The organism is Hydrogenophaga sp., from assembly GCF_026125825.1.
In the GTDB taxonomy this organism is placed as follows: Bacteria; Pseudomonadota; Gammaproteobacteria; order Burkholderiales; family Burkholderiaceae_C; genus Hydrogenophaga.
The window spans coordinates 71863-87246 of sequence record NZ_JAHCKK010000006.1 but is presented as its reverse complement, the minus strand read 5'-3'; the positions used below and the strand labels follow the sequence as shown (position 1 = coordinate 87246).

The window sequence follows — 15384 nt, the reverse complement described above, 5'->3', positions numbered from 1 at the left end:
TGTTGACTCAGACCGGCACGGCTGTGGACGGGACGCTGCGGCCCAGTGCACGTTCGTAGACGCTCTTGTAACGGGCAACGCTGACCGCCCAGGTCCGCTCGACCTCGACAAAACGCCGGGCGTTGGCCTGGATCGCCGGCCATGCCGACCGTTGGCCGAGCAGGGATTCGATCGCCTGCTCGAGCGCCGCGACATCGCCAGCCCGGAACAGGAAACCCGTTTCGCCGTCGCGAATCAGTTCGCGATGACCGCCGACATCGGAGGCGACGAACATCCGACCCTGGGCCATGGCCTCGAGCGGCTTGAGCGGCGTCACCAGTTCGGTCAGGCGAATCGGCAAACGGGGATAGGCCAGCACGTCGATGAGTTCGTAATACCGCTGCACCTGTTCATGGGGCACACGGCCGGTGAAGATCACCTGGTCCTGCATGCCCGCCGCGGCGACCTGCTGCTTGAGCTGGGTTTCCTGCGGCCCGCCGCCCACCAGCAGGACGCGCAACTCCGGATGCCGGGCACGCATGCGCCGGGCCGCTTCGATCAGCAGATCCAGGCCTTCGTAACCATAGAAGGATCCGGCGAATCCCAGCACGGTCGCGCCATCGAGACCCAGCCTGCGGCGCAGTTCGGGATCGGGCTGAACGCCGAAGCGAAACGTTTCGGCATTGACCGCATTGGGGATCACCGTGATGCGCTCGGACGGGATGCCGCGGCTGGCGATGTCGCCGCGCAGGCCTTCGCAAATGGTGGTGACCTGGTCCGCGCGGCGCAGCGCAAAACTCTCGAGCGCGCGCGACAGCTTGTAGCGCAGGCTGCCTTCCGTGGTGGTTCCATGGTCGACCGCGGCGTCTTCCCACGAGGCCCGCATTTCGTAGACCACGGGCAGTCGCAATTGCCGCCCGACCCACAGGCTGGGCAGCGCGTTGAGCACCGGCGAATGGGCATGGATGAGGTCGGGCTGCGTCAGCGCCACGACCTCGCGCAAACGCTGCGCTGTCAGACGCATCTGCGACACCAGGCCCTCGTCTCCCGCGTTCGGCGTGCGATAGAAATCCAGGCCATCGACAGACTCGGTGCCCGCCGTCGACGGGCCCTGCTTGGGCGTCGTCAGGTGGACCGTCTCCCACCCCAGCGCATGTTGCTCCCGCAGGATGGAAACGGTGCGAAACGTGTAGCCACTGTGCAGCGGCAGCGAATGATCGAGGACGTGCAGGATACGCACACTCATTGCGCGGCCACCAACAGGTCCCCGGCACGGGCGGTGCTGTCTGTCGCAACCGGCTCATCCACCACCTGACGCAGAAAGGCCTCGAACATCAACAAGGTCCAGATCGGCGCGCTGTAGTCGCGCGCGCCCGACTGGTGGGCCTGCACCAGGTGCTGCAGGTAGCCGGAGTCGAACCAGCCGGTACTGCGCAGCCGATCGCCGAGGATGGCGTCCTGCACGCGCTGGCGCAGCGGCCCGCGAAACCAGCGTGCCAGCGGAACCGAAAAGCCCATCTTCGGCCGGTACAACACGTCGTTGGGCAGATGCGGCTCCATGGACTTCTTGAACAGGTATTTGCCTTCCTGCCCGACGATCTTGTGGCTGGTTGGCAAGGTCGCCAGCCAGTCGATGAGTTCGTGGTCCATCAGCGGTTCGCGCACCTCCAGCGAATGCGCCATGCTGGCCCGGTCGACCTTGGTATTGATGTCGCCCACCAGGTAGGTCTTGTAGTCGAGGTACTGGATCAAGGCCAGCGGATCGTCCGTCCCGGCCTTGGCGGCATGGCGATCGAACACGGCATGTGCCGTGTAGTCCCCGAGTTCGGCCTTGAACCGCGGGCTGAACAACTGTGCCCGCATCGGGTCGCGCAGGATGGACACCGAATGGAAATAGGCTTGCACCGATGTCCGCGCAATGCCCTCGAACGTGGTCTTGGCGCGAAAAACGCGCGGCGCCCAGTCGGCCTTCGGATACAGGCGGCCGAGCGTGCCGAACACGGCCTTGCGCATGCCATACGGCATGGCCGAGCGCATGCGTTCTTCCATCAGGTGCAGGCGGTAACGCCGATAGCCGCCGAGGGATTCGTCCCCGCCATCGCCCGACAAGGCCACCGTCACGTGTTTGCGTGCCAACTCGCAAACCCGGTAGGTCGGTATCGCCGAGCTGTCGGCATAGGGCTCGTCATACAGCCGGGCCAAGGTGTCGATCAGGTCGAAGTCGTCGCTCTTGACGATCTCCAGGCGGTGGTCGGTCTTGTAGCGGTCGGCCACCATCTGGGCGAACGCCGACTCGTTGAACGCCGGATCGTCGAAACCGATCGAGCAGGTATTGACCGGGCCGGACGAGATGCCCGCCATCATGGCCACGACGGCGCTGCTGTCGACGCCGCCGGACAGGAACGCACCCAATGGCACCTCGGCGATCATGCGCAGCCGGACCGACTCGCGCAGCCGCTCGACCAGCTCGGCCTGCGCATCGGCTGGTGATATCGGGTTGTCCAGCGTGAATTGCACGTCCCAATACTCGATCGGCTCCCGCACCGGCTCTCCGCGGCGGATGGACAGGCAATGGCCCGGCGGCAACTTGCGCGCCTGCTTGAAGATCGTGCGAGGTTCGGCCACATAACCCAAGGCGAAATATTCCTCGACCGCCAGTGGATCGATGTCGCGCCGCAGCCTGCCGTGCGCCAGTACCGACTTGAGTTCGGAGCCGAACAGCAGCATGCCGTCGTCGAGCAACGCGTAATACATCGGCTTGACGCCCAGGCGGTCCCGCGCCATGAAGAAGGTCTGGCGGTTGCGGTCCCACAAGGCAAACGCGAACATGCCGCGAAACCGCTTGACGCAGTCTTCTCCCCACGACTCCCAGGCGTGCACGATCACCTCGGTGTCGCTCTTGGTGTGGAACACATGGCCGAGCGCCTGCAATTCGGGAATCAGTTGCTGGTAGTTGTAGATCTCGCCGTTGAAGACGACCACGACGGACCCGTCTTCATTGAACAGGGGTTGCTGCCCGGTCGCGATGTCGATGATGGACAGTCGGCGGTGGCCCAGGCCGACACCGGGCTCGACATGCAGGCTGCCTTCGTCCGGCCCGCGATGCCATTGCGAGTCGTTCATGCGCTGCAAGGCTGCGCGGTCGATGTCACTTGCGCCGCGGGTGTCGAAGATTCCGGTGATTCCGCACATGGTTTGCCTTGTTCTGTCAGCGGCTACGGATACGCTGCAATTGCATGTCGTAGACGTACTGGTAATTCTGGACCATGGCCTGCATGCTGAACGACGCCTCGACCCGTTGCCGACCCGCTGCACCCATGACGCGCGCCCGATCGGGCGCCTGCGCAAGATACATGATTCTCTGCGCCATCGCCAAGGGGTCGGCCGCCGCGACGATGTCGCCGGTCTGGCCCTTGACGACCAGGTCCGCATTGCCGCCGACATCGGTGGCGATCACCGGCAAGCCACTGGCCATGGCCTCCAGGATGGTATTGGAGATGCCTTCGGCGAGCGACGGCAAAGCAAATGCGTGCATACCGCGCATGATGGCCGCAACATCGCTGCGTTCACCCGGCAACCAGGCCAGTTCGGTCAGGCCGGCGGCGTGCAGCACCGACATGACCTGCGCGCGCAGCGGCCCGTCTCCGACCATGACCAGGCGAAGCCGCTCGCGCAACGCCGGCGCCAACTCGACGGCATGTACGAAGGCCCGGGCCAGCATCACCTGGTCCTTGACCGCCTGCATGCGCCCGACGGTGCCGACGATCCAGTGGCGCGACGGGTCGAAGGGGCAACCGTCGATGACCTGTGGCCCGGTTGGCGACGGCCAGAAGGTATCGGTATCGACGCCGTTGTAGACCTGGGTGATGCGCTCGGACGGCACGCCGACCCGCTGGATCAGATAGTCGGCCAGATCACGCGAGAGCGCCAGGTAATGGTGCACGTATGGCTTGTAGAAGCGCCGCACGCGCTGATAGGTCTTGTTGCTTCCGTCCAGGTCGCCGACGTCGCGACCATGCTCGCCATGGATACGCACCGGCACCCGTGCAGCCCAGGCGGGCAGTTGGCACTCCAGCGCAGCCAGGTTGCGGGTATGCACGATGTCCGGCTGCATCTGGCGAAACAGACGATACCAGCGCGGATATTGCCACAGGCCCTGGCCGGCCGGCTTGTGCAGCGACACGAACTCCACGTCCGGGCGACGGATGCGATGACGGAATTCCGTCACCTCGGTCAATGCCACCACCGCATGACGGTACCGGTCCTCGGGCATGTGGTTGATCAGGTTGACGATGCCGTTCTCCAGCCCGCCGGTGTCGAACCGGTGCATCACATGCGCGACCAGCGGCCGCGGATCAGCGGCAGCCATTCCCACACCGGTCGAGGCACATCGTGCCGCCGTCAGCGGCCGTCGGATGCGGAATACCGGTTGCGCGCATCGGGAAAGGGTGGCTCGAGACTACAGGCGCCACAACTTGTAGCCGCATTCCTGAATGGCCTTGGCATCGAAGGCCGCCTTGACGTCGATGAAGGCCCCACCCTTGACCAGCTTCTTGCCGAAATCTTCCATCGACAAGCCGGCAAACTCCTGGTGCGCCACGGCGGCGACGATACCGTCTGCGCGCGGCAGGTCGTCCCATGCGATCAATTGGACGCCGTATTCGTGTTGTGCCTCCTCCGCCTCTGCCTGCGGATCGGTCACGTACACGTCCACGCCGTAGCTCCGCAGCTCCTGGATGATGTCGATCACCTTGGAATTGCGCAGGTCGCCGCAGTTCTCCTTGAAGGTCAGCCCCATGACGATGACCTTGGCCCCCTTGACATAACTGCCGCCGGCAATCATGTGCTTGATGGTCTGCTCGGCGATGAACTTGCCCATGCCGTCGTTGATGCGGCGGCCGGCCAGGATCACCTGCGGGTTGTACCCGAGCATCTCGGCCTTGTGCGTCAGGTAATACGGATCCACGCCGATGCAGTGACCACCGACCAGGCCCGGCTTGAACTTGAGGAAGTTCCACTTGGTACCGGCGGCCTCGAGAACTTCGGTGGTGTCGATGCCGAGCTTGTCGAAGATGATGGACAACTCGTTCATCAAGGCGATGTTCAGGTCGCGCTGGGTGTTCTCGATCACCTTGGCGGCCTCGGCGGCCTTGATGCTGGAGGCCCGGTGCACCCCTGGCACGATGATCTGCTCGTACAGCTTGGCCACCCGCTCCAGTGTTTCGGGCGTGTCGCCGGAGACGATCTTCAGGATCTTCGTCAGCGTGTGTTCCTTGTCGCCGGGATTGATGCGCTCGGGCGAATATCCGACGAAGAAATCTTTCTTCCAGGTCATGCCGGATTCACGCTCGAGCACCGGGATACACACCTCCTCGGTCGCGCCGGGGTAGACGGTGGACTCGTAGACGACGGTCACGCCCTTTTTCATGTGCCGCCCGACGCTGGTGCTCGAGCCAATCAGGGGCCGGAAGTCGGGAATGTGGGCTCCATCGACCGGTGTCGGAACCGCCACGATGATGATGTCGGCTTCGGCCAGCATGGCAGGATCCGACGTGTAGACCGCCTGCGTCGCCAAGGCCATGTCTTCGTCCGCGAGTTCGCGCGACGGGTCGACGCCACGCTGGCACGACGCCACCTTGGATTCGGCGATATCGAATCCGATGGTTCGCATGTGCTTGCCGAACTCCACGACCAAGGGAAGTCCGACGTATCCCAACCCGATCACTGCCGCCACTGTCATGATTCAAGCTCCTGAAATCTGTGTATTGCGTTACTTGCGACCACCGGCGGCCGCGGCCTCCAGCACCTCGTCGATCCGCCCATATTGGGACGCCACAAAGGAGGCCAGCGTGTCCCGCGCGTCCTCGCCTCCTCGGACCGGCGTGTAAAAGACCACGACCGCAGAGTCGTCCCCTCGTCCCAACAACTGATAGGCGGCACTATAAACTTTCGCCAGGTAGTCGCTGCTGGTGAGATGGCCATGGATCCAGTAGATCTGCCATGCCAGCAGCCGCTCTGGCGCTGTGGCGGGGGCCGCGCCCATCCGCCGCAATTCGGCAAAACGCACGGACCGCAGACCGCCTCCGATATCGACGGAAGCGGCACCATGCTCCACCTGGCTCCATGCCTTGTCACCGGAGGGGACCAGCACGTTGGTCGACGTCACCAGCTTGCGTTCGTAGTTCTGCCCGCGGTAGAAGGCCAGATAGACGCCTACGGCCTGGTCGCCATTGGCGTACAGGCGATTCGATTCCGCCGACGGGTTCAGGAAATGCGGCTTGAAGCCGATCGCACCTGCGTCGGCCGCTTGCCACGGCGGCAGGTTCGTATCGGGCAGGACCAGTTGCGGCGCATCATCGCCTGCCGCCGGATCGAGCATGTGTTTGGCGAGCATCGGCATGGCGGCCATGGCAGCGAACAGCAGCGCCATCAGCCAGAACCCGGCTGTCGACGACGGCCGGCCGCTGGCGTTCGATACGGGCCGCGCAGTGTCCGACGTCGCCAAGCCGTATTCCGGCTCCGACCAGCGCGCGCCGATCATGAACATCAGCAGGATCACGACGCCAAAGAAAACCCAGCCGTACAGGAGGTGGTCGGCTCCGACCGCAATGGTGTTCCCCGACAAATGCCCCAGCATCACGATCATGTAGGCACGCAGCCAGTTGGCAACCACGGGAACCAGGATCGACACCAGCACGAACAACAGCCTGCGCCGCGTGGATTGGTAGTTCAGGTAGGCGTACAAGGTGCCGACGGTCAGCGACGCGATCAGGTACCGGACACCACTGCAAGCCTCTACGACCGACCAGTTGCCGGTTGGAATCACGAAGTTCAGGCCTTCACGGTATACCGGGATACCGGACAGGCGCAATGCCAGGACCGTGAAGTCGGCCGTCCAGTCCATCAGCTGGGGCATGATGAACTCCCCGATGGGGACGGCAAAGAACATGAAGGCCAAAGGGAATGCAATGGCGGCCGCGACCGAAAAACCCAGGACCGCCGGAACCGAGGCGACCATCATCGCCACCATGGCAAGTTGCGTGACGGAATTGACGGCAACCAAGTCGCCCAGCAACCACATCAGCGCGAGGCCGGCGAACACCATCAGCAACCAGGGGCTGGGCGAAGGCGTCAAGCGCGCGACGAGCGCACGGCGGCGCCACACCAGCCACAGGACAATCGGCAACACGACAAAACCATGGGTGAAGGTCTCCGACCGATACCAGATCGTGACCATCGCCAACGCCGTCTCTCGATAGACGGTCAGGATGACTGCGAGCAATACCAGGAGCGCGAGCAAGGCGCTGCGCCAGGTCGACACGGTCGGTTGCGCAGTGGTCGTGGTGCTCATGAGGAATGCTTCAGCGCGTGAAGTGCAGCACGGAGACCCATGCTCGCATCGTCAGGTTGCGCTGGAATCCGGGCCATGGTTCCTTCACCCGAGACTGCGCACGATGAACGGCCCCAGCCAATTGGCAAGACCGATCGGCATGCGCCGCCAGGTGGCGATCAGCAGCTTGTATTTGGCGTTCGACGGATTGTTCTGCGGAATCGCATCGCGCTGGTACAGGCAATACTGGTAATGCAATGGCCGCGGCTCGAAGCCCCAGTTCTTCTTGAACGCAAACGAGCCCGTGCCCTGCTTGCTGCGGCCGTAATCGAACACCTTGATGCCACGGGCACAGGCGCGCCGCATCAGTTCCCAGTACTTGAAGTCGTTGGCGGCCAGTTCGCGTGCGGACGTGTCATCCCCGGCGTAATACGGAAGCACCTCGTCTCGAAAGTAGAAGCTCAGTACGCTGCTGAGCGGACGTCCGTTCGGCGCGCGCACGGTCAGCACTTCACAATCCGGACCAAAAACCTGTTGCAAGGTCCGGAAGTAGGACTTGGGCAGAGCGGGTGTTCCGTGGCGGTGCACATTGTCGGCGTACAACGCAAAAAAGGCGTCCACGGTGTCGTCGATCGCACTGGCGAGGCCGTTCTTGATGCCTTTGCGAACCATGGCCCGCTGCTTGCGCGGGATCGCCAGCATGTTGGCCTCCTCCTGCGGCAGCAAGTCCTTGCGAAAGGTCACGTACAAGTCCTGCGTCGGCCAGTCCGCGTGTCGGCGGTCCATGTTGCGCAACTCGAGATGTTGAACGCCCAGGCGCTGGGCCAGCACCTGGGCGTGTGACTCCAACGCATCCGCGGCCTCGACGCCATCCGCCGCAACACCACCGTAGACGGCAAACGGCAGACCCACCAGCGCGTTGCCGAACAGGCGGCTGTTGACATGGGCCAGGGGCAATACACCCTTGATGGTCTCGCCTTCACGTGCGAACAGGAAATAGGTGTGGTGCCGGAACACCTCCGCGATCACCTGCTGCCAGCCGGACCGATGAAAGAAGGTCGCTTGCGGGCACGTCTGGACGAATGCGTCCCACAGCCGCGCGTTCGCTGTGTCCCCCGGCATCAAACGCTGGACGTCCATCACCGCACACTCACGCAACGACCGTCGCGGCGGCTGGCTCGGGCGTGCGCGGGCTCCGGGACAGAAAGATCTCGTCCATGGGTCCCCAGGCGAAATCCCCCAGCAATCGGCCCAGACGTGATTCCATGCGATGGATGTTGACGTAGTGTCTGAACCGCGTCTTGGCACCGATGCCGGCAATCCGCGGTTGGTCCACGTCGATCTCCCACGGATGGAAATAGAACACACCGGCCTGCGCATCGTCGCGGTTGACGCGGGCAAGCATCCAGCGCGACAAGGGATACGGCAACAGGCGGAAATAACCACCGCCACTGGACGGCAGGTTTCGATTGAGCATGCGCAGCGTGGTGATCGGCACCTCGAGCAGCCCCGGCCGGACCTCATGGGCGAAACGGGGGGAATCCGGCATGCCGTAGTGATCGTGGCGGATCGGATAGATGCTGGAGCTGTAGCGGTACCCCGCGCGCAGCAGGCAGTCGAATGCCCACAGATTGCCCTCGCCGATGGAAAAACTCGGCGCCCGGTATCCCAGTACTTCGACGCCACACAGGTCTTCGAGCAAGGCCTTGGACCGGGTGATGTCCTGCGTGAATGCCGCCTCGCTCAGGTCGCTGGCCCGTTCGTGGCCATAACCATGACTGGCCAGTTCGTGACCCTCCTCGACGATGCGCCGGATCAATGCCGGGTACCGCTCGGCAATCCAGCCCAGGGTAAAGAACGTGGCGCGCGTCTTGCGCTCGGCCAGCAGGTCCAGGATACGCCCCACGTTGCGCTCCACACGGCACTCGCAACTGTCCCAGCTGGAGCGCGCGATATGCGGCGCGAATGCCGACACCTGGAAATAATCCTCGACGTCGATCGTCAGCGCATTGGTGATGGCAGAGGGCTTCATGGCGGCCACTCCTTCAACGACGCACTGCGGCGACCATCTTCTGCAACATCGACAGGATTTCGAGGTTGACGCGCTCGAGTCGCATCAGGCTGCGCTCGAGACGCTGCAGACGGTCACCCTGATGCTCTGCGCTGAGGTTGGACAACTGGCCGGACAGGCTGTCGGCAAACGGGGCAATGCCTTGCTGGAGCTTGGCCAGGTCGATGTCGACCAGCTCATCCGCCACACCCAGGTGCGATGCATGCTCCAAAGGCGCCCGGGACGAAACCAGGCGCGCGGCGCCCGCGCCGCCTTCCTCGTGCAACTCGTTGACGACCTCGTCGACATCTTCCAAGGTCAGTCGCTCCTTGTCGCCGAGGAATCCCAGCAGGAGAAGGCGGTCGCACACCGAATTGATGCGCCGGGGAATGCCGCCCGTGGCCTTGAAGATTGCCTCGAAGACCCCGTCGCCGAATTCCGGCTTGCCCGTGCCGCCGGCGCACTTGAGGCGGTGCTCGATGTAGCCCCGTGTTTCCTCGACATCCAGCGGGCCGATGTGACAGGTCGCCGTGACCCGCTGCCGCAACTGCTGCATGTTCGGGTGCTGCAGGATCTCGCGAAACTCGGGTTGGCCGACCAGGAAGGTCTGCAGCAACGCCTGCTTGCCGAACTGGAAATTCGACAGCATCCGGAGTTCCTCGACGGCCCGCGGCGTCAGGTTTTGCGCTTCGTCGACGATCAACAGGCTGCGCTTGCCTTCGCTGACCTGCGTCACGAGGAAGGCCTCGATGGTCATCAGCAGGTCGGCCTTGGATACGTCCTTGACACGCACGCCAAATGCGGCACCGACCATGCGCAAGGTGTCCTCGGCATCCAACTGGGTACTCACCAGGTTCGCGGCCGTGACCGTGTTGGGGTCCATGCTGTCGAGAAGACCGCGCACGATGGTGGTCTTGCCGGCGCCGATCTCGCCGGTGATGACGATGAAGCCTTCGTTGCGCAAAAGGCCATACTCCAGGTATGCCTTGGCACGTCGGTGCTGCTTGCTACCAAAGTAGAAGCTGGGATCAGGATTGAGTTGGAAAGGCTTGCTGGTCAGCCCATAGAAAGCTTCGTACATGAATCAGAACTGCACATTCAGGTTGCCCGTCAACGCAGTTTCCGTGTACGGATTGGTCGCACTGTCGAAGAACACCCGCCGCGCGCCGACGCTGGCACTCATGTTGCGGCCCAGTCGGCTGGACACGCTGAAGTCCAGCGCCCGCAGCGTGGTACCCGACGCGCCGCCATTGCCCGACGTGCTTTGACGAGAGACGAGGACGTTCATGGACATGTCCGGCGTCAAGCGATGCGCATACAACATGCTGAAGCCGCTCTGGTGCACAACGGTATTCGTCGACAGGTCGTCCACGGCCGTCACGAACGTACCCAGGGAACTGTTGGAGCCACGATTCATGATGAACGTGATGGTGTCGCGCACGCCCAGTAACGCGAACGACGCTTCCTGCCGCCGCTGCAGCGAAACGGTGGACGTCAGGAAGTTGCTGATCACCTGCGTGTCGGCGCTCAGACCGTTGTCCTGCATGAAACGGCTGACCAGTTCCGCGCGCTTCAGCGGATCGGGCTCCAGCGATGAAAACTGGCTGAACAGCAGATCGCTCAGCGATCCCAGCGTGGTGACACCGGACTGCGCCGGCGAATTCGCCACATCACGGACATCGCTGAAACGCCAGGCGGTCCGGGCCGTCCGGTGCGAAATGCTGATGTTGTGTGATTGGCCGAACGACCGGTTCTCGATCTGCGCCGCAATCGTGGTTCGATCCGACAAGCGCCAGTTCAGCCCCAGGCCGGCAGACCCATAGGTCTGCTTCGCAGCAGACGTGTAGTTGTTCGACTCGCGCGATACCAGCAAGGAGCCACTGACCTGCGGATTGAAGGCATAGGTCAATGCCCCGTTGAGTCGGTCGGACTGAATCGACCGACCCAGGCTGTACTTGACATCCTGGCTGCTCCATCCAGCGCTCCACCCGAGCGGCCCGCCACGCACCGCACCACTGAGATTGATCGACGCGTCGGTCGTCCGGATGTCCGAGGTGTTGGCAGCGTCCGAGTTGGAGTTTGTCCACCCGTAACGGACTTCATAATCGGCGATGCCGGCAAAGTTTCCCTTCAGGTACGGCGAGAGCCGGAAGGTGGAGGTTTCCGTGGAGTTGCCATTGAGTGAAGAGCCGTCTGTCGACTGTGTTCCGAAGGCGGAAACGGACTGCTGCGAAATGGTCCCGCTGAAATCGACGAAGGCAAAACCGTCCACAGCCTCCAGCGACAACGCCGAGTTCAACGCATTTTGCGACTGCCGCGCCGAACTGCCACGCGCGTACATGATCTGGTTCAGGGAATAGTCGAAATTGCCTTTCAGTCGGCCCGCGTTGCTGCGAATGCTGATGCCAGGCCTGACGGTGGTGACCAGTTCGGATTTCTTGCCCGTGCTGCTGAGGGAGACGTTATCCGTAAACCGCTCGGTCACCGATACGCGGGGCACCACCGACCAACGCGGCGCATTCGTTCCGGCCTCCTGGGCCACCGCTGTTGCAGGCGCCAAGGCGAGCCATGCAGCCACGCCCAGCATGCCGGTCGTCGCCTTCGGCAACAGCGGCTGCATCAATACGATGATCCGGGATTCGAACACAACCATTCAGACAGCCTTGTCACCATAACCATAGCCGTACCCGTACTTGTAGCCATAACCATATCCACCACCAGCACTGGTGCGGACCTGATTGAGCAGCAACAGCTTGACCGGGCACTGTTCGATGGTATGCAAGGCGTCCTCGACGTCGGAGCGGAGCGTCTTCTCGGCATGGATCACCATGACGATCTGGCCCATGTGGGTCGCCAGCACCCGGGCTTCCGTCGTCAGCAGCAGCGGCGGGGAATCGAACACGATGATCCGGTCCGGATATCGTTTGCCCATGTCCTCGACCAGGCGCGTCATCGCGTCACTGGCCAACATCTCGGTTGCGCGATCATGCGGCGTGCCGCTGGGCAGGATGCTCAGCGTGTCGATATTCGTCTTGAGCAACATCGTCGACAGGTCGGCGGTCTCGTCCTGCAGCAGGTCGAGCAAGCCGGGGCCGGAGGGAAGCCCCAATACACGCAGGATCGATGGGCGCGCGACGTCGGCGTCCACCAGCATCACGGTATTGTCCAGTTCCGCGGCAATACTGATCGCCAGGTTGATCGCGGTAAAGCTCTTTCCCTCACCCGGGACGGAACTCGTCACCATGATCAGGTTGCCATTCTCGATCGCGGTCGCGCCCTTGCCCATGGCATTGCCGATGAGTGGCCGCTTGATCACGCGGTATTGGTCGGCGATCTGCGAGCGGGGCGCATTCGGCGTCACGATGCCAACGGCCGCCAGCGCGTCCATATCCAGTTCGACGCGTCGCGACGTGGCCGCTCGCACCTTGGGTGGCGCCGGTGGGGCGGGCGGCTCAACGCCGTGAGCCGCCTCTCGTGACGGAGTGGACGCAGGAGGCGGCTTCGTGGCCGGCTCCGGCATGTCAACGCCGGCGCGACGCAACTGGGCCAGCCTTTGTGTCGCCTGTTCAATCAGATTGCTCATCAACGATCACCCTGCCCGGTTGGCGAGCACGGTCAGAACAACCACGGCCGCAATAAACATTCCCAGTAAACCACTGGACGCCAAACCGAACTTCTTCAGGCTACGGCTTTCACGCGCACGTGCTGCCTCCGACCGCACCAGTGTCACGACCCCGAGGATCGGCAGGCCGATGGTGTTGCGAACGGCACGTGCGTCGAAGAATACGGCCCGCAACTGGCTCAGCACGAACGCCAGGCCCAGACCCGCACCCAAGGCCGCGATCAAGGCCAACGGCAACAACAACAGACGATTCGGCGCCACCGGCTTCTGCGAGGCGCGTGGAGGGTCGATCAATCGGAAATCAACCGACCCAGACGACCCTTCCAACTCGCCGGACAAGGATGCCGATTCACGACGCGCAACCAGATCTTCGTAATTTTTCTTGTGGATTCCGTAGTCGCGATTCAGCTGCGCAAATTCAGCCTCAATCTGCGGCGCCGTTTTCAGCAACTCCTGGGCACGGCGCAACCGGGTTTCATATTCACCGACCCTGGCCCCCAACGCGGCAACCTGCACCTCAGAGGCAGCCAGCATGCGACCCAATTCCTGGGTGATCAGACTCTGGTTAGGGCCTGCGGGAGCAACGGGGTTGGCCATGGCGGTCTTGCGCAGCTCCGCCATCTCCTTCTTCTTCTGCTCTTCCAGGTCCTTGATCAGGCGACGGGCATTCACGACATCGGGATGGCGCTCGGTGAATCGCTGCAGCAAGGCATCGAGATTCTGCTTCAACGCCGAAATACGAGAGTCCAGTTCCGGCGTCGAGACATTGATCGCCGACTCCTGGAGAATGCTGCGGGACGTGATATTCGCCGACTGGGACTTCTGCTCTTCGATCTGACGCTTGGCTGAATCACGCGCCTTTTCCGCCTCGCGCAATTCCAGCTTGGCCTGACTCAGTTGCGCGGCGATCGCAGCGGCCTTGCCCGCCATGTCTTGCCCGTCGGCCCCCTGCAACTCCATGTTGCGCAAGCGAAACTCCTTCAGGCGCGACTCCGCCTCTTCGAGCTTGACGACATAACTCTTGATCTGTTCATCGATGAACTTCTTCGCGGCGTCGGAGTCCTTGCGCGTGGCACCGAGGCTGGACTCGACAAAGATCGAAACCAGGGATTGCACGACGCGTTTTGCGCGGTCCGGGTTGACGTCCTGATAGGCAAGCGTGTAGAGGTTGTCCCTGCCGGTATTGCGAATCTGCAAATCCTTGGTCAGTTTTTCAATCAGGTTTTCCTGAGCCGCTTTGGATGTGCTCGCCAGATCCAGATCCGCCATCCGGATGAGTTTTTCGATATTCGGCCTGCTGATCAACGTGCGGCTGAGCATGACTACTTGCTGCTCGACATTGGGCTGGACAGCCAGACCGGACATCAATGGCTTCAATATGGACTGTGTGTCCACGAAAATTCGGGCGGACGCCTCGTATCGGTCCGGCACGGCCAATACCACCACGATGCCAATGATGCCGATGAACCACGACACGGCGAGCGCCGGCCAGCGATGGCGCCACATGCCCTTCGCAACCGAGACAACTTGACCTAAAAGCTCTTCCATCAGTTTTGATCCATCAGGTCTAACCCACTAATACATCCGCCACAGCGAGCTAAACACAATACCAAGCCCGCCAGAAGGCGATCAGAACCAACCCTGAGGAATCACCAGAACGTCACCAGGCCGCATTTCGACGTTTGCAGAAAGGTCGCCGCGCTTGATCAGGTCCTTGATGCGCACGGCATAGCGCTTGTCACCCTCGGCCGCCCGCAGGATTGACGCGGCATTTCCATCGGCGAAATCCGTCAGGCCACCGACGGCGATCATCACGTCGAGCAAAGTCATCTTTTGCTTGTACGGCAGAAACTGTGGTTTGGCCGCTTCACCGACGACTCGGATCTGCTCGCTGTACGGACCAACGAAACTCGTGACGATCACCGTAACGATGGGATCGCGCACGTATTTGCTCAACGCCTTTTCGACATCGCGCGCAATTTCGCTGGAATTCTTGCCCTGGGCAACCAGTTCATCGACAAGAGGCGTCGTGACCTTGCCGTCGGGCCGAACAGGCACGGACATCGACAACTCCGGGTTGCGCCAAACGATGATGTTGAGACTATCGCCTGGCCCAACAATGTAGTTGTAGTCAGAGGCAGCCGCAGTTGTTGGCGCCGGCGGATACTTGGGGCCACTAGCGCACCCGACCAATACCACCGCGGCAACAAGCGCAATCAGTCCACGCAACATCTTCTGACCAGTTCCGTTGATCGACATCATCAGCAATTCCTTCACAAAACGAGCGCAAACCGTTATCAGACTTGCAGAATATAGCGCAATTGATCGGCTACACCCCGATTCTGGACGGCACAACTTCAGACTTGTACCAAACCTGCAACTAGTTCACGTCCCTCAATTGGG

12 protein-coding genes are annotated in these 15384 nt (G+C 62.4%); all 12 read right to left on the bottom strand.

Going from position 1 to position 15384, the window contains the following annotated elements:
* Positions 1-7 precede the first annotated feature (7 nt).
* Complete coding sequence (locus tag KIT86_RS04570) at positions 8-1219, bottom strand: TIGR04063 family PEP-CTERM/XrtA system glycosyltransferase (RefSeq protein ID WP_297395451.1); 1212 nt, start codon at positions 1217-1219, stop codon at positions 8-10.
* A gap of 2 nt (positions 1220-1221) precedes the next feature.
* Positions 1222-3171 (bottom strand): XrtA/PEP-CTERM system amidotransferase, encoded by a 1950-nt coding sequence (locus KIT86_RS04565; protein ID WP_297395418.1) that lies wholly within the window; start codon positions 3169-3171, stop codon positions 1222-1224.
* Positions 3172-3187: 16 nt separating this feature from the next.
* Positions 3188-4348: a TIGR03088 family PEP-CTERM/XrtA system glycosyltransferase gene (locus KIT86_RS04560; RefSeq protein ID WP_297395416.1), complete on the bottom strand. Its 1161-nt coding sequence runs from the start codon at positions 4346-4348 to the stop codon at positions 3188-3190.
* Positions 4349-4438: 90 nt separating this feature from the next.
* Positions 4439-5719, bottom strand: a complete 1281-nt coding sequence (locus KIT86_RS04555; RefSeq protein ID WP_297395415.1) for a nucleotide sugar dehydrogenase — start codon at positions 5717-5719, stop codon at positions 4439-4441.
* A gap of 30 nt (positions 5720-5749) precedes the next feature.
* Positions 5750-7330 carry an exosortase A gene (xrtA, locus tag KIT86_RS04550; protein ID WP_297395414.1) on the bottom strand — a complete coding sequence of 527 codons (1581 nt, stop codon included), beginning with the start codon at positions 7328-7330 and terminating at the stop codon, positions 5750-5752.
* A gap of 84 nt (positions 7331-7414) precedes the next feature.
* Positions 7415-8449 carry a FemAB family XrtA/PEP-CTERM system-associated protein gene (locus tag KIT86_RS04545; protein WP_297395413.1) on the bottom strand — a complete coding sequence of 345 codons (1035 nt, stop codon included), beginning with the start codon at positions 8447-8449 and terminating at the stop codon, positions 7415-7417.
* A gap of 10 nt (positions 8450-8459) precedes the next feature.
* Entirely contained in the window at positions 8460-9341 is an 882-nt protein-coding gene (locus KIT86_RS04540) for an XrtA system polysaccharide deacetylase (protein ID WP_297395412.1), read from the bottom strand.
* Positions 9342-9354: 13 nt separating this feature from the next.
* The gene (locus tag KIT86_RS04535) at positions 9355-10440 is read right to left on the bottom strand and encodes an XrtA/PEP-CTERM system-associated ATPase (RefSeq protein WP_297395410.1); all 1086 of its coding nucleotides are present in this window, start codon (positions 10438-10440) and stop codon (positions 9355-9357) included.
* A 3-nt stretch (positions 10441-10443) separates the two neighbouring features.
* Positions 10444-12012 carry a TIGR03016 family PEP-CTERM system-associated outer membrane protein gene (locus KIT86_RS04530; protein ID WP_297395408.1) on the bottom strand — a complete coding sequence of 523 codons (1569 nt, stop codon included), beginning with the start codon at positions 12010-12012 and terminating at the stop codon, positions 10444-10446.
* Entirely contained in the window at positions 12013-12942 is a 930-nt protein-coding gene (locus KIT86_RS04525) for an XrtA-associated tyrosine autokinase (RefSeq protein WP_297395407.1), read from the bottom strand. It lies immediately after the preceding gene.
* 6 nt (positions 12943-12948) lie between these two features.
* Positions 12949-14529, bottom strand: a complete 1581-nt coding sequence (locus KIT86_RS04520) for an XrtA system polysaccharide chain length determinant (RefSeq protein WP_297395405.1) — start codon at positions 14527-14529, stop codon at positions 12949-12951.
* An 81-nt stretch (positions 14530-14610) separates the two neighbouring features.
* A complete protein-coding gene (locus tag KIT86_RS04515) occupies positions 14611-15243 on the bottom strand; it encodes an XrtA/PEP-CTERM system exopolysaccharide export protein (RefSeq protein ID WP_297395403.1) in 633 nt (210 codons plus the stop codon).
* Between the last annotated feature and the right edge of the window lie 141 nt (positions 15244-15384).

Bases quoted from the DNA above. Each gene is read 5' to 3' on its own strand.
- KIT86_RS04520 (WP_297395405.1), bottom strand. From the start codon at position 14,529: ATGGAAGAGCTTTTAGGTCAAGTTGTCTCGGTTGCGAAGGGCATGTGG.
- KIT86_RS04515 (WP_297395403.1), bottom strand. From the start codon at position 15,243: ATGATGTCGATCAACGGAACTGGTCAGAAGATGTTGCGTGGACTGATT.
- xrtA (WP_297395414.1), bottom strand. From the start codon at position 7,330: ATGAGCACCACGACCACTGCGCAACCGACCGTGTCGACCTGGCGCAGC.
- KIT86_RS04545 (WP_297395413.1), bottom strand. From the start codon at position 8,449: ATGGACGTCCAGCGTTTGATGCCGGGGGACACAGCGAACGCGCGGCTG.
- KIT86_RS04540 (WP_297395412.1), bottom strand. From the start codon at position 9,341: ATGAAGCCCTCTGCCATCACCAATGCGCTGACGATCGACGTCGAGGAT.
- KIT86_RS04530 (WP_297395408.1), bottom strand. From the start codon at position 12,012: ATGGTTGTGTTCGAATCCCGGATCATCGTATTGATGCAGCCGCTGTTG.
- KIT86_RS04565 (WP_297395418.1), bottom strand. From the start codon at position 3,171: ATGTGCGGAATCACCGGAATCTTCGACACCCGCGGCGCAAGTGACATC.
- KIT86_RS04535 (WP_297395410.1), bottom strand. From the start codon at position 10,440: ATGTACGAAGCTTTCTATGGGCTGACCAGCAAGCCTTTCCAACTCAAT.
- KIT86_RS04555 (WP_297395415.1), bottom strand. From the start codon at position 5,719: ATGACAGTGGCGGCAGTGATCGGGTTGGGATACGTCGGACTTCCCTTG.
- KIT86_RS04560 (WP_297395416.1), bottom strand. From the start codon at position 4,348: ATGGCTGCCGCTGATCCGCGGCCGCTGGTCGCGCATGTGATGCACCGG.
- KIT86_RS04525 (WP_297395407.1), bottom strand. From the start codon at position 12,942: ATGAGCAATCTGATTGAACAGGCGACACAAAGGCTGGCCCAGTTGCGT.